Raw genomic sequence first — 22,452 nt, 5'->3', positions numbered from 1 at the left:
AAGTAATCATTGGAATTTAGCTTTTGCCAGTGGCGTTTTATCAAGCGCTACTCACAAAGGCAAACAATTGAAGTTCTTGTATCGTATGAAACGTATTGTACGTTTCATACGATACATATAAGTAACAATTTGAAAAATGCGAAGAAAAAAATGGATGAAGATATCGCATATATAACTGATGCAATTTTACACCAGGCAGTTAAATCAATAGATGCACTTTTTGATGAAGAAGGTTACGCAAAGAAACACCCTGAGTTAATTGCAGCCTTCTTAATTTCAGCATCAAATAATCACATCGCAGCGTCAAATAATAAGTAATTGGAAACACAGGAGAACCCTTATAAGTAACGAGAACCAGATTATTGCCGAAGTAGCTAAATTCAGTGATTTAAATGCTGCATTCAAAGCAGTAGAAGCGGATATTGTTGAGCTGGGTGAAGAAAGAGCTAATTGAGATGGTGACACTTCACAATTAGCTGTTATTAAAAACAAAAGGCTTGCTGAATATTATAACAATCAAAGATTGAAGTTGATCGAGCTTGAGCCATCATTAGCAGAATCTTCAGTTATAAATTAACACATTGGAATGAGGGAGAGCATCACATGGCTATTGACTATATTAATAACCCATACGACAGAGACCATGAGAACTTCTGTGCAGATTTACAGAGGAGATTGTTATGTTATTAGGTAATATATTATTAAATTTTACTGGTTTGGTAGTATTTTATATACTTTTCCAACCTTATCCGATCCTTGGTATCTTGATTCTTGTTGCAATCTTAATTCTTTTAGTTAGAGAACGTAAGTATTATGAGCAAAATCAAAAAAAGTTTAAGCTTTCTGATTTTAGGCGCACTGGGCTACGCAAAGAAAAGCCTAAAAGACCTTGCAATGACTAAAGTTCAGCGCCCAACACTTAGTTGCGATTGTGCGAATTGGTATTGTTCTGTACCAACTAAATTTGGGATTTCTATTTCAGTTTACGGCTGGAACTTGATGACAGAATTTGTAAAAAATGGCTTATCTCTTTCAAAAGAGAAAAGCTTTTATGACGCTTACGCAAATATTAATTAAACGTAGGAATTATATGGAATTAGATATTGATTTTACAGGTCTTCATTTAGCTGCTGCAAAAATGGTAGGCATTGAATTTAACGTTGACGAATTTATTGATTTTGCTGGAACTGTCATCGATGGTATGGATGATGAATTAACCGTTTTTCTGACAAAGAGTTTTGAACTAGTCGTAAGCGGTAAAGATGATACTGCGGGCAGTGAATTTAATCGTTTAATAAAAGACTTCATCAAAAACGCTGTCCCAAATAAGTAAAGGGGAAATTGATTATGAACGTGTCGCTGAACCCTACTTTGTTACAACAGCGACAGAACGCTTCACAGTCAGCTTGGCAGCGTGGTACATTAGATTACAAGTTAGGGATTGCGTATCAAGATAATCCCTATAGAAAAATTGATACTGATTTTGCTGATGATTGGTTGGAGGGTTGGCAAATGGCCTCTTATCTAGAACGTCAAAATTCTACAGCATAAACTATAAATTAGTATTTAGGAACGAGGAGTAAGTTATGGCTAACGAAGAAATTAACGAAAGTAATATCAAATCACATTCTGGAAATGAAAATTTCTTTATTAGAAATACTCACCTATTGATTGCAATATTTTGGGGGCTCTGTGCCCTCGGAGTATATTTTTACAATTATTAGATGCATCAAGCAGATCACTATATATAACGCATGCAGCTACATGATTTTGATATTCCACCGTGCACGCTGCGTATTATTGCTTTATAAAGAGGCCAAGAGAATAAATGATAAGATATATTTGTGACGTAAGTCGCTGAAACCATAATTTTCTTACAGCGACACAGCACATTTATCTTTTAAATTCGAGAGAATTTAAATAATGGTCGCGAGGTTTTAGTTGGAACTAAGTTGGAGTGTTCTATGCTGTATCTTGTGAAAAGAAGCAAGTTAGAAAATGGACTTAACTATTATGTTGAGATTGATAAATCAAAGTCTAGGTTATTGCTTGCTACCGGCTGGCTGACAAAAAAATTGTATCTCAAAATTGCAGTACAGTATGGGACTTCGATAGTAAAGAAATCAGAGTGTATGGCCCGATTGATGTACGCCGCAAGCACGCCCCTGAAGGCACTTTAAGATTAACTAGGCCAAACCCTAAAGAAGTTAATATTCACCGTGATGATGTTATCAGTTATCTAGGTGGGGCGTCTGTTGATAATTTGGCAAAGGAACGTGGCATATCAAGAGAGGTTTTTAAGAAAAAAATAGATCAGCTTGGTGTTTTGAGAAAAGCGAGCAGGGATTCACCGTTGAGCTACAGGCAGCTTATTTCTTATGGCCAAGGTTTATCTATTAGCGATATAGCCAATCAAGGTAACATGTCCGAAGAGCAGACATTAAAAAAATTAAGGTTGTTAGGGCTAAGTCTGGAAAATTTCGAATTGAAAAATAAGGTTTATCGTACTGATAGAATTGATTTTAATTTGAATTAAAGTGACGTAAGGGCATACTTAGATGGGACTAGTGCAGACAAGTTGGCGCATAACTACAGCACTATAAGTCGGGTTATTAAGAGTAAGCTAGAGCTGCTTGGTGTTTTAAGGACCGATGATACAAAAACGAGTCATCAGCCTATCAAGAAGGAAGATTGGGTAATTAAATAAAGAAGGGTGTAATGAAAAAAGTGTTGGTGTAAACTGTAAACACACGCAACACTCCACTTAAAATTGAAAATACTAATTGAGTAAAGTTGCAATATATTTTTTCAGACTTTCCGCTTGAGCTACAGTCAGCTCTTTTTCAAAAACAATAGAACTAACATTACCGGCTTCATTATTTTTGATAATGACTTCTTTTGGCCAGCTCAGTACTTTAGGTATAACAGGTGGGTTACAAAATTTTTCAATTTCTTTGGTCAACTTTGAACAGTCTATTTCGCCATTATTTTCGTACTTTGATTGTAAATCATTAATTAGATCACTATGTCTGTACTTAATGTGTTCTGCTATTTCTTTATCACTTTTTTTCTTCAATGCAGCACAAAGCTTATTTATCGTAGGTCTACCGATACAATTAATTGATGGGTAGAGCATTATTATTGAATCAGGTAATGAATATCCATCACACGCGGCTTTTATTATTGTGTGAGAAACATCACCGCTCTCAACATCTTGAGCAATTGATCTGTAAGATAAGCCTTCGTCTTTGTATTTGGTCCAAATTGCACCTCGTTCAATTAACGAAATTTTGCTTGAAATATTTTCTGCATCACTAATAAATTTTGCTTCTTCATCCGTGATGTCGTCACTTACGAGAACTTTGTATGTAACGCCAGCAAAATAAACTCCCATTCGCCGCCTTGAACCGTAGATTACCGTAATTTTGTCGGCATTTATCCGACCTACAGCTGGTGATATCTGGCCCGTCAGCATTAAACTTTTGATCAGTGGAGCTAGTGATTTTTCAGTTAACCATTTTTGATTACGTAAATTACTTTCAAGAACTTCAGTTTTTTCTAAAATTTCCTCGCCTATAAACTCCTTAAGGCGAAGTTTAATTTTAACGCCTTTACGTATTGGAGAATCGATTACGAATGAGTTAGCACCTGATGCGAGCATTGCTTCAATATCTACAGGTCGCTGCTCGGATGGATTCAGCATTGATCTTTTTTTTGCCATGGTAAACTTAACCTTTAAATAATTTTTGACGCGGTGGACGGCCATGCCTGGCAACAAAGAGCTTCAATTTCATCTACAACATCACTTAGATTTGTTACTGCCCCTTGCAATTGAGTGCGGCTCTTTGAGTATTCTGCAGGGCGCATTTCAAAAACAGTCATAAAGTTATCAGCACAAATAGGGATTGCTTTTGAATGCTTTATTGGGTAAGAAAGAGCACGATCAGAATATAGGTTTTTCAAATCTTGGAAATACGTTCTATGTACAGTGATTGTTTGTGGGTTACCTGAGTAATCCAAGTTAGTCACTAGAAGCCTTATATAATCAAGACCTTTGTGCCCAGCTTCAGCTACGACTTGGTAAATTTCTTTTAATCGCTCCAAATACTTAAGAGTAGCATCAAATGCCACTAACTCAGGGATAACTGGAATAAAAAGGGTCGTTGAAGCGTATATCGCATTATAAAAAGTCTTATTCAATGATGGCGCAGTATCGAGAATAATGATGTCGAATTCATCAGAAACAGCATCAATAATACGCTCCTTTAATATTCGGTAAACCCTACTTTTGTCATCATGACCATTGCTAGATGCAAGACTCATCTGCTCTGCAACACTTTCAAAAAAGAAGTCTGACACGCGACCAGGTAAGTAATGAAGATTAGGAATGTGAGTTTCTTTGAAGCAACTTTTTACAAATTCTTTCTCAGTCTCACCATCAGATAACTCGTAGTTACCTTGCATTATATCCCCAACCGAGAAGTCCTCATCAGATAGATCTGGTACTCCAAACATTGTTCCTGTGCCTTGCGGATCTAAATCTATGAATGCTACTCGATAGCGCTTGTTATAGTTAAGAGCTAAACCCGTAGCTATGTGAACAGAAGCCGTAGATTTACCTGCTCCACCTTTCAAATTCGACAAAGCAAGAACTTGGCATTTATCACCGTCCTTGCGCTCGAAGCGCGGGATTTCCATTGCATCAGCAATTTTATGTAAGTCTTGAATTGTGAATTTATAGTGGCCGTTTGATTCCCGCTCAAATTGTATAGGGTTATCACTATTTTCGAGCGCTTTTAAGTTGCGCGTAAATGTATTTGTATGTTTTATATTCAACCATGCTTGCGCTTCTGCTTTCGAATATGTTCTGAACTCTCTGTTTTCATTGGTACCAGCTTTAAGTTGCTGAGTCTTGATTTCGTTCAAGCGACCCCGAGATATACCCGCTAACACACTTAGCTCAAGTAAGGTTTTTTCCGCCGACACTTCACTCATCATTATTTCCTTCAACATGTATAGATAACCCATATTAGTCTGGTGTGTCATTAAAATCAACACGTACAACCAAAAACCAACACGTACAAGGCTTGGCCGCTTTGTGCTTGTAATCATTAAGATATAGCAGCGTAAGCAACTATCCTTCTTTTTCTGCATAAAATTTATGAGTTGATATGATGGAGGGGAATTAAACGAAAAGGTAATAGGTGATCTGTATGGCAATTTTAACTGGATTAATTGTATTGGTACTGATGGTTGCAGTACTACTGCTAATTGAAAAATATGCAAATTTGGAGTTCGCAGGCGAGTTACAGATATTCCCACTGCTCATAATGCTATTTGCTGCAATCATTGGTTGGCAACTTAACGAGCACATTGTAACAGAATGGTTAAATGTGAAATACGAAAGTAGCTTTATTACAAAAGGACTCCAATGCATTCATGCTGTATTGGCATTAGCGATTGCTAAAAAAGGTTTTTTTATTGGGGTGGTAATTATGTTCATATTTTTCATTAGTTATTTTCTCAAGTGGTTATTTACAGGTTAAAAATATAATCAGATAGAGTGTTGCCCTGCTTTTTCTGAAGCAATTAGATAGTTCGATATATTGGTTATATGGTCATTATTTAAATAGGTATTCGTTATGTTAGTTGATAGTGCGGCGCGTAAAAGTGCAATGAAACTGGAAAGTAAACTTATAAAAGCACCGGCAGGATCTGGGAAGACTGGCCTTTTAACCAATTACTATTTGACACTATTAGGTTTAGTTGAGCATCCTCGCGAAATTCAAGCTATGACCTTTACCAATAAAGCTGCAAAAGAACTAGCCGAAAGGGTAATAACTTCAATAGAGCGAGCAAAATCAGGAGTAACACCAACAAATGATTTTGAAAGAGAAAACTATGAATTGGCTACTAAAGCTTTATCAAATTCACGCACCCGCGGTTGGAATATTGAACATAATGTAAATATGCTACAGATAAGCACCATAGATAGTTTTTGTAAACGTATGCTTGTAAGCAATGTAACAGAGCATGAAAGTCAATTGGCAACAAAGAACATTTGTAGTGATCCTTACTATATTTATCAACGAGCTGTTAAAGAGACACTTGATTTGCTCAGTAATGAGCAGCATGGGGCATCTATTTGTGCCTTGCTAAGTCATTTCGGAAATAAAGTGTCAAAAGTTGAAAAGTTATTAATTGAAATGTTAGAAACCCGTGAGCGTTGGATTCCAATTTTATTTGAAGAAAAAGTGAAGCAAAAGGAGTGCTTAGAGGTTCAAAGGACGATGTTTATAGAGAAAATACTTCATCAGAATTATTTAAGCTTGGTTAAGGAAGAACCGGAAATTAAAAGAGTATTAGCTAATTTAGTTAACTTACCAACTGAAATATCTGATTTCATCAAATATGGATTTACTAATTCTGTAATAGAAGATAGCGAAATTCTTAACTATTTAAGCAAGTTATTACTAACGACAGCAAAAAAACCAAAAAAGAAATTTACTAAAAATAACGGTATTAGCCCATCGATGAATAAAGATGATAAGGCCACACTAACGGGTGATTTACAGCATTTAGCAAATAATTGTTGTGACGATTTAATTGCATTAAGTGCTATACCAGATCCAACATTTAAAGATTCAGAATGGCAACTTCTTAAAGCCACATTTGATGTATTGCCATTGTTATTGGCTAATTTAACGCTGACGTTTAAAGACGTTGGGGAAGTTGATTTTACTGAAATAACATTAAATGCAATTAGATCTCTTGATAGTGAAAGTGGACAGAATACTTCGACTGCAATAATCAAAAGCCAGATGATTAAACATATATTAGTAGATGAATTTCAGGACTCGGATGACAACCAATTACTGATGTTGAAGTTACTGACTGATTCCTGGGCAGAAGAGGATTTAAATACATTATTTTTAGTGGGGGACGCAATGCAATCACTTTATGGTTTTCGTGGTGCTAACGTCACTGGATTTATGGAAGCTGAAAAGGGGATCGGTAACCAAAGGCTGTCAACTTTGATACTTGAGACAAACTTTAGATCTACTTTTGGAGTGGTGGAGTGGGTGAATGACGTATTTAGTAAGGCATTTCCCGAAACTAATAACGTATTGTTAGGTGCTTGCAAATATCAAAGTAGTAAAGCCGTGAAGGTAAGTGGTGAATGTGAAGCGCCTGTGCAGATGCATGGCTTTATTGATGATCATGATTCGGATGCTGAAGCACAGTTTATTGTAGAACAAGTTAAATCAATATCAGCAAGAGATCCAAATGCATCAATAGGTATTTTAGGCAGGACGCGTAATAGTTTAAGAAGTACCATTGAAGCATTGCAAGCAACCGATGGAATTAGTGCGAACACTGTTAAAATAAAAAAAATAGCTAAAGAAACTATCTGTATCACGGCCATTTCGCTAGTAAGAGTATTAATTGACGATTTAGATAAATTAGCATGGTTGACACTATTGAATAGCGGGTTGGTCGGGTTGACTCATCGTGAAATAGAAAAAGTTTTAAGTTTAAACCCAGACCCGTACTTGGCTGTTAATGATGAGCAAGCGGTAAGTTTATTTAATGATGATGCAGCTCAGCGTTTTGAATTTGTTATTACACATATTAACAACGCTATTGATAACAAGCACCGTCAAGATTTTGATACTTTACTTACTGGTCTTTGGTATCAGTTGCATGGTCCATCACTAGCTAAAAATAAGCAGGATATAGAAAGTGTAGATGCACTTTTCAATTTATTCGTTGACGCATCTATGTCAGAAATTTCTTTAGCATGGCTAGAGCGCCAACTTGACAGCTTATATGCAAAGCCTAATTTAGAATGCATTAGTGATGTAGAAGGGCACATTAATGTTGAGTTAATGACAATACATCAATCAAAAGGTTTGGAGTTTGATTATGTTTTTATACCAGGTATGCATAAAAGAGGCCCCTCAACGCCAAGTAAATTACTTGCATGGTCATCAATTGGTGGGGAAGATGCAATGGGTGTTATGGCCTGTAGTGAGTCGGTGGGGATAAAGTCACTAGATTGTGGGTACCATGATTTTTTACAAAAAATAAAGCAAGAACGCGAGCAGCAAGAGTTAATTCGCTTGGTCTACGTTGCAGTAACAAGAGCAGCAAAACAAGTCTTTCTATGTGGGAAAATAGGTATCACGGCTTCTGATGAACTGAAGATACCAAGTAATGGTTCGATGTTTGGAGTTTTGGCCCATGTTGTAAATGAAGAGCTGGTATTGCATGAAAGTAAGAAAAATAACAATTTACTAGATAAATGCCTAATTTCAACCAATGTTTCTGTTATTGACGCTGATATAAACCACGCTCTTCCGACTCGTAATACTCTAGCCGCGTACAGAGGCAAGCAAAACACTACTAAATTAACTCACGGCATTCAATGGTCAGTACCAGTGAGCAAAATAGAAGGAGTTGTGATACATCAAATAATTGAGCAAATAAACAAAGATGGCTTACAAAACTGGTCTGCATTACGTGTCGATGGATATTCAAGAATTATACTTGCGTCATTAAAAGAACTTTCATTGGGCAGAGATCAGTTAATAACTTCGGTAAACAGAATAAAAGCAGAGATAAAAAGTTTATTGGAATGTGAAAAATTCAAATATTTATCATCTAGCCATATTGACGATAGCATTGAGTTCACAATGGCATTCCGGAAAAATAGAGTAATCCATATGCTTCGTGTTGATAAGGGGTTTTCTACGAATGATGGTGTTGGCCATATCGTAAATTGGAAGAGTGGAGAAATGGGATTAAACAATAATACAGAAAGCTTTATTGCTGCAGAAAAGTCCGCTCATAGAGGTAAATTAAAGATGTATGCTCAAGCATACAAAGAAGTTAAGGGGAATCAACGAGTAGACACTATGTTGTATTTTACAGGTTCAACAGGTTCACACATTTTAGAGGACTGTGGCTAAATGAAATGGGTATATATAGCTCTAATCGGCATCATGGTTGTAACCATATTTGCACTTGTAAGGAAGGCTAAGCTTATGGAGTGGCTAGTTGGAGTGCCAATTGTGGCGCTAGTAACTCAGTTACTAGTATTAATTTCTATTGGATAAATATGATGAATAAATTTTTCAAAAACAAACCAGAGTACGGTGTCATTGGTGATTTAAAAAAACAATACAGTTTCGCCCAAGTTATAAGAGATATGCTTTTGGATATGTTCGGAAAAGAAGTAACTGATCTTGCAGAAAGTACAGAATTTGGCTTCTACATTTATGATAAAAATGGCACTGACGTAGTTCTATGTCTAAATGGAAAGACGTTTAACCTTTCAGTTATAGAGCAGGGAGCAATTGCTGTTCTTAGATATAGCACAAAGCGTCAAATAAATGCGGTCTCTGCAGATATTTTTAATAACGCGAAGCAAATTTTTAGTAGTGATTTTTACAATAACTTTTTTGTAACTGCAGATTGGGAATGGGGCGATATAACCAAACAAATAAAAATGGCACAGCTAAAACCTAACTAAATTAAAGAATAGTGACTTTGTTAAAGCGTAGTAATTGCCCGTGTGATAATTTTCCACTCAAAAGAAAAGTCTAAGGGTGAAATATTATCTAAGCCGCGCGCGCAAGTGGTATCAGTTAAGTAATAATATAAGGTGGTAATAGTGATTAATAATATTGAAAGCAAAACGGTCGTTTCTGATTTGAAGAAAGTAATTGTAAGCAATACTGCTGAATTGTTTCTAGTGAATATTTTGTCAACCGATGTAGATTTAATTAATAACGTTGTAGCTGAAGCCGGTAGCAGTAGTGTTGCAATTGAATGTAATACAGATTGCATCAGCTTACCAAAAGTTTATGAAGAGTTTGAAGCGACTATACGTGGCTTATCAAAAGTGATTTTGATGAATGTTTCACATAACAAAGGCTGGACTCAAATTGAATATTGCGTGGTTGATCCACTAAATGCCGGTGAGAGTGGTCTTGACGCTAAAGAAGCTGTCTTAATTGGTGATGCCAAAGTGTTTAATGGGGAACCTTACTATGACGAAGATGTACTTTAGCCTTTCACTATCATTGCTTCTTTTCCCAATGCATTTAAAAGCTAATGAGTGTAATGAATTGAAAGTTTATTTACCTTTATATGCAAACGCTCATGTAATTTGTGATGCAACATTGAACATGTTGCATGGCTATAGTAGCAAAAAGAAAACGCCAGTCTTCTCCGTATATAATGTTGCTAAAAAACCCTATGAAAATTATATAGTAAATACTGGTTCACATAAGAAAACCATTCAATTAAAAAATGAGCAGCAGGTCGATTTAAACTTATTTGATGTTAGTGGGCTCGATAAAGCTTACTTGATTGCACCATATCAAATTATAAAACACGAATCTGAAGTTGAAGATGCTTTCACGACTCTGAATACCATCGCAGTACCAAATAAAGTCTGGCGCGGTCCACTTAATGCTCTTTTGTTTAACACCGATCTGTTAGAAAGAAAAATGTTTGATGAAAAAGGTGAAATAATAGCGATTTACGGTGCAGTTCCAGGAGCTGTAATAGGTGGGGTAACGACCTAAAGTATCCCCAGAATTAGCCTTTATATATCAATAAACTAACAGTATTAAAAAATGTGGGAAGCGAGGGAACATTCATGGTGTTTTGTGATCTTATGAATCACTTACAAACAACAGAGCTAAACACCATGAATGCTTTTACTATTTTGCACAATATGCTCCGCGCTGTCACCCCTAAATCAATTCATAAAGCCAGATTTAATACTCTAGTCGCTGCCGTTAAATCTCTTTTGCACTGTCAGCAATGCACCTTGACGTCTATCGGTCGCAATTTGAATTCAAAAACCACTGAAAAACATGATATTAAACGTATTGATCGACTGCTCAGTAACCACGAGCTTTTACGTGAATCAACAACGGTTTATGTTCACTTAAGCCGTTTTGTGGTCACTGAAAAGCATCCCGTCATTTTGGTTGATTGGAGTCATGCCGATACACAAACCAAATATTGTATTCTGCGTGCCAGCATTGTCAGTGAAGGTCGCTCTTTAACCCTGTATCAGGAAAGTGCACTCAGCTTTCAATATCATTGCCCAAAAGTACAAAAACGGTTCTTGAAGATGCTCAAACTGATCTTGCCGAGTGATTGCCGGCCCGTCATTGTGACGGATGCGGGCTTTAAAGTTCCTTGGCTCAAAGCCGTGCGAAACAATGGCTGGCATTATATTAGCCGAGTTCGAGGTACGGCACACTTGAAAACGCAGGGCAGCGATGAGTTTGTTCCATGCCAGTCACTATTCAAGAGCAATCAACGTAAGAGCCAGTATCTTGGCGCGACCGAGTTGACCAAAAGTGCAAAATATCAAACGCATGCAGTGCTGGTTGGCAAGGGGCATAAGTTATTAAAAAGAGATAAAAAACGTGGTTATAAGGAGCCTTGGCTACTCGTTTCTTCACTTCCAAAAAGGCACCACTTTCTCGAAAAAGTGCTCAAATTATATGGTATGAGAATGCAAATAGAAGCCGGATTTCGAGATCAAAAAAGTGTTAGGTTCGGCTTAGGCTCAGATCTACACAGAACGAACAAACTCTACCGATTAGACATACTTTTACTGCTCGCAACACTGGCGCATTGGTTCTCAATGATGCTGGGTGCAGTGATAGACAAAGCAGGAAAGACAGGATCTTTTCAAGCTAACTCAACCAAAAGCAGGCGAGTAGTGTCATGGGCATTTGTTGGGTTGCGATACTTCAAAAAACAGTCCATTAAACTGCGACGGCGAGATTATTTAGAAGGGCTCGCCTATTTCGCACAAGTGGTAGTGCAACTCAATTGGAAAAATATGGATGTGAGTGATGTAATTGAAACTTAATGATTATTTTTGGGGATCCCTTAGGGTAACGACACCAAAATATTTATATAGAATTTATTATCAAAAGCAGTTCGATTTAACTTTAGCGTTTATGTTCCCAGTTAGTAATGATGTTACAACTAATCCTATAGATTATTTAACTAACGTTGCCTGTATTGAGGAAATAGGGGATGTAACTTTTTTCTCTAATTTCGATCCATTAGTGCAAAAAGATATTAAAAATAGAAAAGCAATTAGTGCTGTAAAGTGGGCAAGGCGCGATGGAGATATTACGGAGGGAAAATGCGAAATCTAATGATATTTCTGTCTGTATTTAGCTTTTCTGTTAGTGCAAACTTGCTACATAAGACAATCAACATATCCCAAGCCACTGTGATAACCCCATCACTAATTGAATTTGAAATTCCAGCTGACCACACCAGGCCATCTGGACTAGTAATGTTGAAGTTAATGGATATTGATTTCGATACAGAAGAAAACATTTTATGTAAAAAACACCATTTAAACGCCTGTGAAAGACTACAGAACCTTTTAGATAAAAATATTACACAATTACATCTTAAGGTGTTTGATCATGAGAGTCAGCATTTCTCTGGTGATGTATATGTAGATAGAGAAAAGTTAACTTATTTGATGGTATCGAAAGGCTGGTATAAGTTTGATTATAAACAAACACGTAATAAATACTACGTGTTTCTTCAAAAGATGGCTATGTGTAAAGGGTTAGGTATTTGGAGTGGTGAGTCTTCAATGCAAGATGAAATGTGTAACTAAGTGGGGCATATGATGGTTTCGGCAAAAGAACTGTTTTTGGCTATTTTAATGTCCAAAAATGAAGAATATACAACGGTAATTAAAACTTTGGTTAATAATAACAAAATAAATGAAATTGAATTAGAAGACTATCGACAGCAAGTAAGAACCGATGAAAATGTAATGGTTTTATCGTTAATGTCTAAATTGGCCAGCAATGAAAATATGAGACTAGAGCTACTTCATTTATTTGAAGAAATTCATACTTCCGTGGCTAGAGCTAAAAAACCTGAAATTTTTAATTTGTTGATAGGTTAGCTCATGTCCGACAGTATTTTTGATGACACACCAGCACCAACCGACAAGCACGTTCTCAATTATTTAGAACTGCTTGGTTCAATAATACGAAATTACAGGAAAACACATCCAATAGCTGGTGTAAGAAGTAGTGAACGATTTGCGGAAATTAAACTATCTCCGTATTTTAGAAATGGAGTAACGCGCAAAACATTAGGAGCTGCTGAATCAGGCAAACCCTCGGTATCGGTAGGTGTATTTGCAGCAACAATCCAAGAAATGGGCGTGTGGCCTGAAATAATTAACGCGATATCATCTGGAAAAGTAGAGGATATTCGTTATATTGAAATTGTAATCAATGAATTGCGTAGGAAAGAAAAAGAGAGGCAGTTAGAGCGTATGAAATCACTGAGTAAGAAATTTTTTAATGAGATAGGCTAATGACTTTCGATAGTATTAATGTAACGCGTTGGATCAATGAAGCACAGAAGTTTGTTGAGGTAGGTACATTATTTAGAGATAATTCATTAAAAAGGAAGGCCCCATTAATAGGTTTTAATTATCACCCTGACTATGTTGCTGAGCATCCAAGACTTTTGCCTGTTGTCGCTGAAAACACGAAGGGTCTGACGCTATTGCCTGCAAACAACAATAAAGGGCTGGTTCCAAGCTATTTTAAGCAATTTTTGCCCAGTGAACGCAATAAGAGTTTATTAAATAAAATTAGTGATGATTTTTATAAACTCGACCAATTCCAACAAATTGAATACCTCACTAAGTTTCGTGGTGTTTTTGGGGCTGTCCAACTTAATTACGATCAAACCCAACAAAAAAATAAACTACCAGATATGGATGCTGCTATAAATCTTTTGGACAAAATAGATTCAGGTAAGGTAGGTGATCTGACAAATAATGATTTAAGCGCTATGTACCATCCTAATTCAGACTACCACGTAGTAAGCACATATTTAGAACTTGATGGCAGCCATGTTTATTGCACACTCCAAAAGCATGCAACAGAAAGATCAGCAAACGAAGTCCTCTTTATTCAGAATTTAATGAATGAATGTGGGATAGAGTCAGCAATAGCTGTTAAATTGGAACCAGGGGACGGGTCATTCTATGTAGGCCAAGTTACTGGGGAACAAATTGTAAATAAAGAACGGTGCGTCTCGTTAATGTATAATACAGTACCGATTGCAGCAATAATTTCAGATGCATATCAAGCATCAAATTATGAAAATATAAACTTCATGGATATTAATGAAAGTGCTCAAAAGGTTGTTAATGACTTAGGAGCTGAAATTTATAAACGGGCTTTATTTACACAATTGCTTGGTCAAAAAGATGTATCTGCACAGAATTTGAAATTTAGAGAGTCGGGAGGAGTTTGGAACATCGCACCACAAGAAATATTCAATATCAATCATGATCCAAACACACCTTTTAAAATGGCATTTTCAGATACTATTTCGGCTTACTCTAATATTAAAGTAAACAACACATTAGTTGATATGGTTGTTGACAAATATAAGCTAGCCCGCGAGCTGGTGGAAGCTACCACTCGTGATGTTGCGAATGGCTTGAATAAGCTCTCTGAAATAGCATTTGACACGGGGTTGACGCGACAAGATGCAATGGAGTTAAGTGAGTTTATTAGAAAAACTGGTCTGCTAGATTATTGTGATAATGATCTAGGCCTAAACAATTCAACAGATAATGAGCCGGTGATCTAATCTTATGAAGTATATGACCTTAATAATATTAGCAATGTATGCAGACTTCGCGTTGGGTAACGCACAATTAGAGATAGCTAAAGACCAAGCAAGAATTAAAATGCTTGAAAGAGAGAGCAAGTTAGTGGCCAATAAATCAAAATTGGACTCGCTGAAATTAAAGGCAATAGAAATTACGCCAACAAATTATAAACAGCTGAATTTTGGAAGCAAGCTCCTTACTTGTCAGGCGAGTAGTTTCTCATGGCCAATAACTAACTTTAATAACGAGATCAAAGATTGCACTTTCAAACTTAATATAGCTAATGACTCAGAAATTAAAATGTTTTATGCAACGTTGAGTGAAATGAATTCCGGTGGTTGGAATGTCGATAAAAATGAAGTGTTCAATCAAGACATACAAAGCTCTGAACGCATCATAAATATTGAACGCTGGCGCTTCACTAAACCAAAATAACTTTGAAATATCACATTAGTGAGGGCAATGAATTGCCATGACATCTCTCATTGGAGTATAGGATCTAAAAATGAGTATAAAAGCCGTAAAAGTTGAGCGTGACGAAAATGGTTGGTGGGTACATCCTGAACTTCCAAATTGGGGCGAAGGTATTTCTCAGGTAAAAATTGATGTGTGGTGTGAATCAAATGAAATTACTTATTTCATTGATTATTTTGAAGGCAGTGCCACGAAAGAGCAAAGTTACAGGTGGTATGATGAAGGAAATTGCGATTGTTCCGACTGGCGACCTACATGTGATGTGCCTAACTCATTTTTACTGTCTATTCATGACACAGAAGATGGTCCTGTTGGCATTTTTGCAGTACCAAAAGCTGCTTAATTAGTATTGGAAGTAGCTAATATGAATGGTTCGTTTGAACAAATGAGTAATTGCTATGAGTTCATTGAGTCAAGACAAAGTGACGAATGTGGTTGTCCAGAAGAGGACTGGATCATAGGAATGCTTTATACAACTATTCATATTGAGCCTGATGGTAGCGGCCATATTTTTATATATGGATTTCGAGTCGAGCAGAACAGCGATATATTGCCGTTACTGTGCAGTAATATTATATTGGAATGAGAGGCATTTATCATGAAATTAAACCCGTATCAGGTTGGTGAAAACGACATAGTTTTAGCTGCAAATGAAGATGAGGCAATAAAAATATTACATAACTACACAGGGCTAGATGAGCATGATCTGGGAGAGGTTGATGATTTGTCATCACGTTTAGACATGAAGCTATCAACCGAAGATGGCAAGTTTTTATGTACGCTTGGTGATTACATCGCTGATATGAAAGAGCCTCAATACGTTGTCGGTTGGGAATAAGGCGCATTGGAATATCGACCAGTCCCCCTCTTTACCTATCGAGTAACCTTCATCTTGACTTATTTATCCGGCGCATTTCTGAGCCAGTACAATTCAGGCTAGCAATGAATAAGCAAAAGTTGCGATGTTTTACGTGCTTGTGTTAATTACAAAGCTAATTTAGATTAGATATTGCTATTTCGTACCCTTGAATTTATTAGTAAACATATTTATCTGTAACTTAATGATAAATCTAGGAACTTAAAAATTAACACGTATTTTCAATACAAAGTAAAAATGTAATTCACAGCTTGATCAAGATACCTGGTACTTAATGTTTGTAGTGTTCATTTGCCAGCGAACCACATTTACACTTCCGAAAGAAATGGAAGTCGAATTAAACTCATATCACTAGCATTTATTTGCGTAGTTCCATTTATAGCTCTCATTGCTAATTCAACATCCGGTGACGATAAATACCTAGCTAATCGTAAGGAAAATTGCGTGTCCTTTAATACTTCGCCACTGATGTACTGCAGGTGATTCGATAAAGCAACCTTGTCACTTATGCAATCAGATTGCCGTAAAACGCTGCATTTCATACGCTGCTTATCACTGTTGCTAGAAATTCGTTTTAATAAAATTACATTTTGTGCCTCTATTAAAAGAGGAAATGTTGTCTCATTAATACGCATGGCATTACCGTGACTTCTTGAAGAGTGTTTTTTACGATAAGTATCGTAATTGGTGTCTAAGCATTTGGCTTCAATATACATAGCACCAATATTAGAATTATTTAATGATTGTTTGTGGCGATATTCAACGACTTTCCCTGTTGAAATTGACAACCCATAGTCAGCTAAGCTGCAAGGCATTTCTTTGATACGCTTATAAGCGTTTAATTCATCATGATCTGCTGGCAAGACAAATATTTCCTTATCATTATCTAGAAGTAACTCACTGGGTAAAAGCATGTTGTGCTCTGGTTCACTATCAGGATCTGTACATGTAAACACTGTAATTTGTGGCACTTGATGCCGCTTAGTAAATTTAACAATAACATTTTCTTGTAAGATGTTATCAAGCTTAAACAAATTACTACGCGACCGGTAACGGGTGATCGAGTCGATAGAGTAATGCTGACGAATATAACGTCTGAATGACTTGTGATATGAACCGTTAAAGAATGATCGTGGTACAAGTGCAGTTAATGCGCCTTTAGGCTTTAATAAATGTAGCGATAACAATATAAAAGCACTATATATATTTGGAACTGTAAAACCCAAATGGGCCTTAATTATTTGATTAAAGGTATTTTTTGGTGAGATTTTAAAGTACGGTGGATTAATAATTATACTGTCGTAGTCACCATAAGGTTTAGCAATCGCTTCACCAGCAACCATTAAAAAGTCACCAGCGATTTTATAATCAAACATCTTATTAAGAGATTCAGCCTGTCGAGAAATTACGCTGTAGGACTGTTCGAGGAATTGCTGTATTTCAGGAATGATTTCATTAGCACTAATAAAGCAAGGTTTTTTACTCGCCGATAAAATATGCCTTGCAGCTGCACTAGCTGATAATATTCCTCCGCCAGCACCTTTATCACCCAGCTTACCTCCTTGGTAATTTGCCACGCTTATAATATGCTCACTTAACGCTTTAGGCGTATAGTAAGCCGCATATTTCTTCTTCTTTGCTAATGATAAGCTTTGAGAAGAAAAATGCGATATTCTAGCAATGTCCTCAAAGATGTCAGCTGTTTCAAGTGCCAAACCGTGCTTCATAAATATAACCTTACTCATTGATCAATCTTACAGTTCTTGAATTAAAGTTGACTGGTGGTGGTTTCCATTAGTTGGTGAAGGTAAATTGATTTAGTTCATCTAATGGGGTTAGGAGCCATTCGTTTTTAATTCGCGCTACTTGTTTTAATAAAGATAACAGTTCGATGCCTATGCGCAGATAAAGACCCATGCAATGAAGATCTAGGTGTCCAATTTTACAAATTCTTTGGGGAGTGCTGGTATTGCGTTTTGTAGCTCAGTAGTCCAGACAAAGCGCAGGCGAATAAGTTAAATTTACGATATAGTAGAGATTATGATAAAAATCCCAATACTGACTATATTGTCAGCATGCTCAGGCCCCGATTTTAAAGCGGGTGCAGATGTACAAGTTCATGTATAAGAACTACTAGGTGACAATAGTTGTGTTGTGGATCATTCATTTATTCAACGAGAAATTTTGATATTAATTGGTGGTAAAGAACAGCTGGTTTGAGTGGTAGCCATTGTCACAACATTTACCACTTGTTTCAATAAACTGGTATTTTGTTTCATTTTTTTACCAGCTTATTTTAAAAGTAGGTAGTTTACACTCTTTTTGCCATTTTTTTGGTAAAGCTGGTAACAAATTTCAGCGTGTGGCCACTTATTTATATTGATAGAATGACACTAATCATCGGGAGTTTGTAACTGATATAGCATCAATTAGCGTACGCGATAGGCAAATCAGCAAACCGAGTTGTGTAAGACTTTGGCGCTAAGTCATTTTTTGGTCTAAAGCTATGATCGTACCCTTGGGTTGCAAAACGAATAGCTCCTGGGCCGAACTTAGAATTAATTTGATCTGTGACTTTAGTTTTATTGCTTTGCTCAAGTGGTTTAGTGTCCTCAAAAATGTTGAGCTGCTGTTGGTCCTCACCGCTCACAAATTTCTCTAAAACTACACCTGTTTTTTTGTACTTATAACCCTCACGGTAAATTGCATCTAATGCGAATAAAGTATATTTGATTATTATATCGGTATCATTAGTAAGCATAGGGAGAGCAACTTGTACGGCCTTACTGTACTGGTTATGATCACTTCTGAACTGATCTGTTTTAATAAATACAGTGATGGAAGAAGTAAATAAGTTGAATTTTCTCAACTTACTCGCAGCACTAGATGCATGAGATGATAAAGCAGCCCTTAGTATATTCTGTTCAGTGATATGTTTCCCCATGGTACGTGATACACATATACGTCCACGCTCCTTTGTCATATCATTTAATTCAATAGAGTTAATACCATTTAATTCATTTATAGTTCGCGCCAAAGTTATGGAAAACAATGATCTTGCCTTGGTAGTATCAAAATTTTTGAGTTGGAGGCCGTTTAAGATGCCGATTTTTTCTAACTTACTCGCAGTTGTAATACCCACACCCCAAATATCGGTTAACTTAATCCTTGATAGTGCCCAATCAATTTTAGCTTCATTGTCCAATACTACTACACCGCCTGTTTTATCATGCCACAGAGGTAATTTGGCGCAATATGAAGCGACCTTAGCTAGTGTTTTGGTTAGAGATATACCCACACCTACGCTTAAGCCAAGATTTTTTTGTAAGGTGGTCTTTATGAGTTTTGCATGGTTTTTTAAATCTTGATTTTGTATTAGGTTGATTTTGCCAAAAGCTTCATCAATCGAATATTCAAAATGTTCATGTAAAAATGGCTTTAGTTCAGCATGAAACCGACTACTTATATCACCGAACAGCGCAAAATTAGAACCCCAAACATGCCCATGATGTTTTTTAATTATTGGGATGGATTTAAATGCTGGTTCGCCCATTTTAATGCCAAGCGCTTTTGTTGCATTATTTCTGGCTATTACATTGCCCTGATTTGAACTTAATACTGCTAATGGCGTTTTATTAAAATCGAATTGAGGATTGAATAGCTGACAAAAACTAACATATGCAGCGTTTATATCACATAAAACATACATCAAATTTTACTCATAACGCCGGTTACAACACCCCATATGGTTGCAGCCTCCCAATTATTTTCGGGGTCAATAGGCAGTTCTATTGTAGGGTGTTCACTATTATGGCTTGTGAACTTGGCAACAGCGCGGCCAAGATCTATCGAAAGCTCTTTCACGACAAAGTTCCCATCGATTGTCGCGAGTACAATACAGCCGCTTTTAACTGTGATTGACCTATCGACAATTAATATAGAGTTATCCCGAATTAGCGGCTCCATGCTTTTGCCATTCACGCGGAATAAAAATGTGCTAGATGGGTTATCTATCATAATCGAATCAAGTGAAACCGGCGCTTCAAGAAAATCTTCGCATGGATTAGGAAACCCAGCCATAACAGAGAAATGGGCGAGGGGTAATATGTTGCACGAACGTTTAATGGGAGTAGGGAGCATAAAAACCTAGAATACTGTTTACATATACAGTATTCTAGGTTTGATTGGTAAATAGTGCAAACAAATTCACCAATAGTGGCTGTGCACAGTTACTAATCTAGCATTGATCAGCGTATTTTAGTTCGAAATAAAGCGTGTCGCGATAGCTTTTATCAACAACAGCTACGTGAGCAGACGCTGATTTAAACATAGCAACAGTGATCATCATTGAACAAAAGAGCATTGAAACTCCGGTTGTTGTAAGCGTAGATTTTTTTGAACTTGCATAGCCACACCAATACGCATTTCGAGCAGCGGCGTTAGCGTTTTGATTTGTTAGTGAGCGCAGAACACCGACACATATCATTGCGACTGACAGCGCAAGCATTAAAGATAGAACGTCAATTGTATAAGTGTAATGCAGAATATTAAACATAAGTGCATTGTTATCTTGCTCAAGTGATAGAAATGGAATTAAATTAGCAGTGAACTGCAAAATAATATTAATTATATTCATAATAATGCTCCTTTTTTGTATATTTAGATATTAACATAAAAAAAACCAACCCCTTTAAGGTCGATAAGTATTTGTTATTGTTTAATTGTAACTATTCACCATGGTAAATTATTTTCAAAGGATCTTTTTTAACTATTGACCGATCCCGCCAGTATGCCAAGCTAGGGCTATGACCTAATAGCCCTAGCTTCAATGAATTTAAACAGCATCAACATCGACGAAATCGTTGAGAAAACCAAAGCTCAATTACAAGAAGGTAAAACTCTCACGCCTGCGCTGAAGATGTCTATTGAACTCATTCTGGTTGTCGTTGTTATGTTAGCAAGTAAATTAGGACTTAACAGTAACAATAGCAGTATCCCGCCATCAAAAGACATCAACCGAAAAAAACAAAACAAAGAGAAATCAGCCAAGTCAGCGGGTGGTCAAAAAGGCCGTGCAGGTAAAACACTAACCCAAACACAGACGCCTGATGAGATCAAAATCATCCTAGTTGAACGTGATTTTTTACCGAAAGGTCACTACCGTGAAATTGGCTTTCAAAAACGACAGGTTGTCGATATAGATATCAGGAAAGTGGTCACTGAATACCAAGCACAAATTCTGGAAAATGAGCAAGGTAAGCGTTTTATTGGTGAATTTCCAGAAGACGTTAACAGTCCTATTCAATATGGGGTTGGTGTAAAAGCCCATGCAGTTTACCTATCCCAATATCAATTACTCCCTTACAACCGCATTGAAGAATATTTTTGTGATCAACTCGGTATTCCAATCAGTGCGGGTAGTTTATTTAACTTTAATGAACAAGCAGCGGCCTTGGTAAAGTCCTCCGGCGCAGAAGCCGCGCTCAAGAAAGCCCTGAAAACGACTTATCAAGCCTTACACGTTGATGAAACGGGGATTAATATAGGTGGTAAACGACGATGGCTTCATGGTGCATCAACGACGTGGTGGACGTATTTTTACCCGCATGAGAAAAGAGGGAAAATAGCGATGGATGACGCCGATATTTTACCTCACTTTACTGGGGTACTATGCCACGACCACTGGAAACCGTATTATCAATATACACAGTGCCAACATGCCTTGTGTAATGCACATCATATCCGAGAGTTAGAAAGGGCATGGGAGCAAGACGGTATGCAATGGGCAAAGGATTTGCAAACCCTACTGACTGAAATCAATAAACATCAAATAGATAACCCCGAGCTAGATGCAGACACAAAAGCTCACTATATAGAGAAATATCAACAAATATTGGCTCAAGGTGACATTAAATGCCCTCCACCGGATAGAAACAGCCGAGTAAAAGGCCAGCGAGGCAGATTGAAACGAACAAAGTCTAGAGCGTTGTTAGAGCGGTTAAGAGATTATCAAGATGATGTCTTACGGTTCATGACGGAAACAGCGGTGCCTTTTAGCAACAACCAAGGTGAGAATGATATTAGGATGACCAAGGTTCATCAAAAGATATCTGGGTGCTTCAGAAGCATGCAAGGTGCAGAGATGTTTTGTTTAATCAGAAGCTACCTCTCGACTTGCAGAAAACAGCATGTATCAGCAAGCCTAGCCCTTGAATTACTCTTCAAAAATCAGTTACCTGATATATTTATTGAAAATGTGGCTGAATAGTTACGTTTAATTTTAATTCAAAAAATAAAATGATGATGGACTTAATATATTTTGTACCTCAAAAATATATCTGCTAGTTTATTATTAATTATTTTTAATACTAGGGGCTGTTGATCTTTG

At 36.8% G+C, this 22,452-nt stretch carries 27 protein-coding genes; 21 read left to right on the top strand and 6 right to left on the bottom strand.

The window, feature by feature from the left end; all coding sequences use genetic code 11:
* The first annotated feature begins 150 nt into the window (after positions 1 to 150).
* From AC0VZ4_RS25235 to AC0VZ4_RS25215, 5 genes are all read left to right on the top strand, one after another.
* Complete coding sequence (locus AC0VZ4_RS25235) at positions 151 to 318, top strand: hypothetical protein (RefSeq protein WP_475442330.1); 168 nt, start codon at positions 151 to 153, stop codon at positions 316 to 318.
* A gap of 495 nt (positions 319 to 813) precedes the next feature.
* A complete protein-coding gene (locus AC0VZ4_RS25230) occupies positions 814 to 1,077 on the top strand; it encodes a hypothetical protein (protein ID WP_475442329.1) in 264 nt (87 codons plus the stop codon).
* A 13-nt stretch (positions 1,078 to 1,090) separates the two neighbouring features.
* Positions 1,091 to 1,333, top strand: coding sequence for a hypothetical protein (locus AC0VZ4_RS25225; protein WP_475442328.1), 243 nt, complete (start codon positions 1,091 to 1,093; stop codon positions 1,331 to 1,333).
* Positions 1,334 to 1,347: 14 nt separating this feature from the next.
* Positions 1,348 to 1,551 carry a hypothetical protein gene (locus tag AC0VZ4_RS25220; protein ID WP_475442327.1) on the top strand — a complete coding sequence of 68 codons (204 nt, stop codon included), beginning with the start codon at positions 1,348 to 1,350 and terminating at the stop codon, positions 1,549 to 1,551.
* A gap of 577 nt (positions 1,552 to 2,128) precedes the next feature.
* Positions 2,129 to 2,536: a hypothetical protein gene (locus AC0VZ4_RS25215; RefSeq protein WP_475442326.1), complete on the top strand. Its 408-nt coding sequence runs from the start codon at positions 2,129 to 2,131 to the stop codon at positions 2,534 to 2,536.
* A gap of 243 nt (positions 2,537 to 2,779) precedes the next feature.
* Here AC0VZ4_RS25215 and AC0VZ4_RS25210 read toward each other — a convergent pair whose 3' ends face one another.
* Together AC0VZ4_RS25210 and AC0VZ4_RS25205 are read right to left on the bottom strand one after the other, a co-directional pair.
* Positions 2,780 to 3,721, bottom strand: a complete 942-nt coding sequence (locus tag AC0VZ4_RS25210) for a ParB/RepB/Spo0J family partition protein (RefSeq protein WP_475442325.1) — start codon at positions 3,719 to 3,721, stop codon at positions 2,780 to 2,782.
* Positions 3,722 to 3,735: 14 nt separating this feature from the next.
* A complete protein-coding gene (locus AC0VZ4_RS25205) occupies positions 3,736 to 5,154 on the bottom strand; it encodes a ParA family protein (protein ID WP_475442324.1) in 1,419 nt (472 codons plus the stop codon).
* A 59-nt stretch (positions 5,155 to 5,213) separates the two neighbouring features.
* Here AC0VZ4_RS25205 and AC0VZ4_RS25200 point away from each other — a divergent pair, with 59 nt between their 5' ends.
* The 15 genes from AC0VZ4_RS25200 to AC0VZ4_RS25130 all read left to right on the top strand — a co-directional run bounded on the left by AC0VZ4_RS25200 (position 5,214) and on the right by AC0VZ4_RS25130 (position 16,025).
* Positions 5,214 to 5,546, top strand: coding sequence for a hypothetical protein (locus AC0VZ4_RS25200; protein ID WP_475442323.1), 333 nt, complete (start codon positions 5,214 to 5,216; stop codon positions 5,544 to 5,546).
* 96 nt (positions 5,547 to 5,642) lie between these two features.
* Entirely contained in the window at positions 5,643 to 8,972 is a 3,330-nt protein-coding gene (locus AC0VZ4_RS25195; RefSeq protein WP_475442322.1) for a UvrD-helicase domain-containing protein, read from the top strand.
* Positions 8,973 to 9,121: 149 nt separating this feature from the next.
* On the top strand, positions 9,122 to 9,535 hold the full coding sequence (locus tag AC0VZ4_RS25190) for a hypothetical protein (protein WP_475442321.1): 414 nt from the start codon (positions 9,122 to 9,124) through the stop codon (positions 9,533 to 9,535).
* A gap of 141 nt (positions 9,536 to 9,676) precedes the next feature.
* Positions 9,677 to 10,075, top strand: a complete 399-nt coding sequence (locus tag AC0VZ4_RS25185; protein WP_475442320.1) for a hypothetical protein — start codon at positions 9,677 to 9,679, stop codon at positions 10,073 to 10,075.
* Positions 10,056 to 10,595 (top strand): hypothetical protein, encoded by a 540-nt coding sequence (locus AC0VZ4_RS25180; protein ID WP_475442319.1) that lies wholly within the window; start codon positions 10,056 to 10,058, stop codon positions 10,593 to 10,595. The genes AC0VZ4_RS25185 and AC0VZ4_RS25180 overlap by 20 nt, the downstream gene beginning before the upstream one ends.
* A 92-nt stretch (positions 10,596 to 10,687) precedes the next feature.
* Positions 10,688 to 11,905: an IS4 family transposase gene (locus tag AC0VZ4_RS25175; protein ID WP_475439682.1), complete on the top strand. Its 1,218-nt coding sequence runs from the start codon at positions 10,688 to 10,690 to the stop codon at positions 11,903 to 11,905.
* Positions 11,895 to 12,200: a hypothetical protein gene (locus AC0VZ4_RS25170; RefSeq protein WP_475442318.1), complete on the top strand. Its 306-nt coding sequence runs from the start codon at positions 11,895 to 11,897 to the stop codon at positions 12,198 to 12,200. The genes AC0VZ4_RS25175 and AC0VZ4_RS25170 overlap by 11 nt, the downstream gene beginning before the upstream one ends.
* Positions 12,200 to 12,679, top strand: coding sequence for a hypothetical protein (locus AC0VZ4_RS25165; RefSeq protein WP_475442317.1), 480 nt, complete (start codon positions 12,200 to 12,202; stop codon positions 12,677 to 12,679). Before AC0VZ4_RS25170 ends, AC0VZ4_RS25165 begins: the two co-directional genes overlap by 1 nt.
* Before the next feature lie 9 nt (positions 12,680 to 12,688).
* Positions 12,689 to 12,976 carry a hypothetical protein gene (locus AC0VZ4_RS25160; RefSeq protein ID WP_475442316.1) on the top strand — a complete coding sequence of 96 codons (288 nt, stop codon included), beginning with the start codon at positions 12,689 to 12,691 and terminating at the stop codon, positions 12,974 to 12,976.
* A gap of 3 nt (positions 12,977 to 12,979) precedes the next feature.
* Positions 12,980 to 13,396: a hypothetical protein gene (locus tag AC0VZ4_RS25155; protein WP_475442315.1), complete on the top strand. Its 417-nt coding sequence runs from the start codon at positions 12,980 to 12,982 to the stop codon at positions 13,394 to 13,396.
* Positions 13,396 to 14,691, top strand: a complete 1,296-nt coding sequence (locus AC0VZ4_RS25150) for a hypothetical protein (RefSeq protein ID WP_475442314.1) — start codon at positions 13,396 to 13,398, stop codon at positions 14,689 to 14,691. The genes AC0VZ4_RS25155 and AC0VZ4_RS25150 overlap by 1 nt, the downstream gene beginning before the upstream one ends.
* Positions 14,692 to 14,695: 4 nt before the next feature.
* Positions 14,696 to 15,148, top strand: coding sequence for a hypothetical protein (locus AC0VZ4_RS25145; protein WP_475442313.1), 453 nt, complete (start codon positions 14,696 to 14,698; stop codon positions 15,146 to 15,148).
* Between the two features lie 70 nt (positions 15,149 to 15,218).
* Positions 15,219 to 15,530 (top strand): hypothetical protein, encoded by a 312-nt coding sequence (locus AC0VZ4_RS25140; protein WP_475442312.1) that lies wholly within the window; start codon positions 15,219 to 15,221, stop codon positions 15,528 to 15,530.
* 21 nt (positions 15,531 to 15,551) lie between these two features.
* Positions 15,552 to 15,773 carry a hypothetical protein gene (locus AC0VZ4_RS25135; protein ID WP_475442311.1) on the top strand — a complete coding sequence of 74 codons (222 nt, stop codon included), beginning with the start codon at positions 15,552 to 15,554 and terminating at the stop codon, positions 15,771 to 15,773.
* A gap of 12 nt (positions 15,774 to 15,785) precedes the next feature.
* Positions 15,786 to 16,025, top strand: a complete 240-nt coding sequence (locus tag AC0VZ4_RS25130; protein ID WP_475442310.1) for a hypothetical protein — start codon at positions 15,786 to 15,788, stop codon at positions 16,023 to 16,025.
* A 347-nt stretch (positions 16,026 to 16,372) separates the two neighbouring features.
* Here the strand turns inward: AC0VZ4_RS25130 and AC0VZ4_RS25125 are convergent, their stop codons facing one another.
* The 4 genes from AC0VZ4_RS25125 to AC0VZ4_RS25110 form a co-directional block, all read right to left on the bottom strand.
* A complete protein-coding gene (locus AC0VZ4_RS25125) occupies positions 16,373 to 17,809 on the bottom strand; it encodes an Eco57I restriction-modification methylase domain-containing protein (RefSeq protein WP_475442309.1) in 1,437 nt (478 codons plus the stop codon).
* A 680-nt stretch (positions 17,810 to 18,489) separates the two neighbouring features.
* Positions 18,490 to 19,773 (bottom strand): Y-family DNA polymerase, encoded by a 1,284-nt coding sequence (locus tag AC0VZ4_RS25120; RefSeq protein ID WP_475442336.1) that lies wholly within the window; start codon positions 19,771 to 19,773, stop codon positions 18,490 to 18,492.
* A complete protein-coding gene (locus tag AC0VZ4_RS25115) occupies positions 19,773 to 20,144 on the bottom strand; it encodes a LexA family protein (protein ID WP_475442308.1) in 372 nt (123 codons plus the stop codon). Before AC0VZ4_RS25115 ends, AC0VZ4_RS25120 begins: the two co-directional genes overlap by 1 nt.
* A 157-nt stretch (positions 20,145 to 20,301) precedes the next feature.
* Positions 20,302 to 20,700: a hypothetical protein gene (locus AC0VZ4_RS25110; RefSeq protein ID WP_475442307.1), complete on the bottom strand. Its 399-nt coding sequence runs from the start codon at positions 20,698 to 20,700 to the stop codon at positions 20,302 to 20,304.
* A gap of 192 nt (positions 20,701 to 20,892) precedes the next feature.
* Here AC0VZ4_RS25110 and tnpC point away from each other — a divergent pair, with 192 nt between their 5' ends.
* Positions 20,893 to 22,332, top strand: a complete 1,440-nt coding sequence (gene tnpC, locus AC0VZ4_RS25105; protein WP_475439674.1) for an IS66 family transposase — start codon at positions 20,893 to 20,895, stop codon at positions 22,330 to 22,332.
* The last annotated feature ends 120 nt before the right edge of the window (positions 22,333 to 22,452 follow it).

The organism is Pseudoalteromonas sp. QJM3NY_22, from assembly GCF_056173065.1.
Note: the sequence above shows the minus strand (reverse complement) of the source record. Positions and strands in the feature narration are given on the sequence as shown.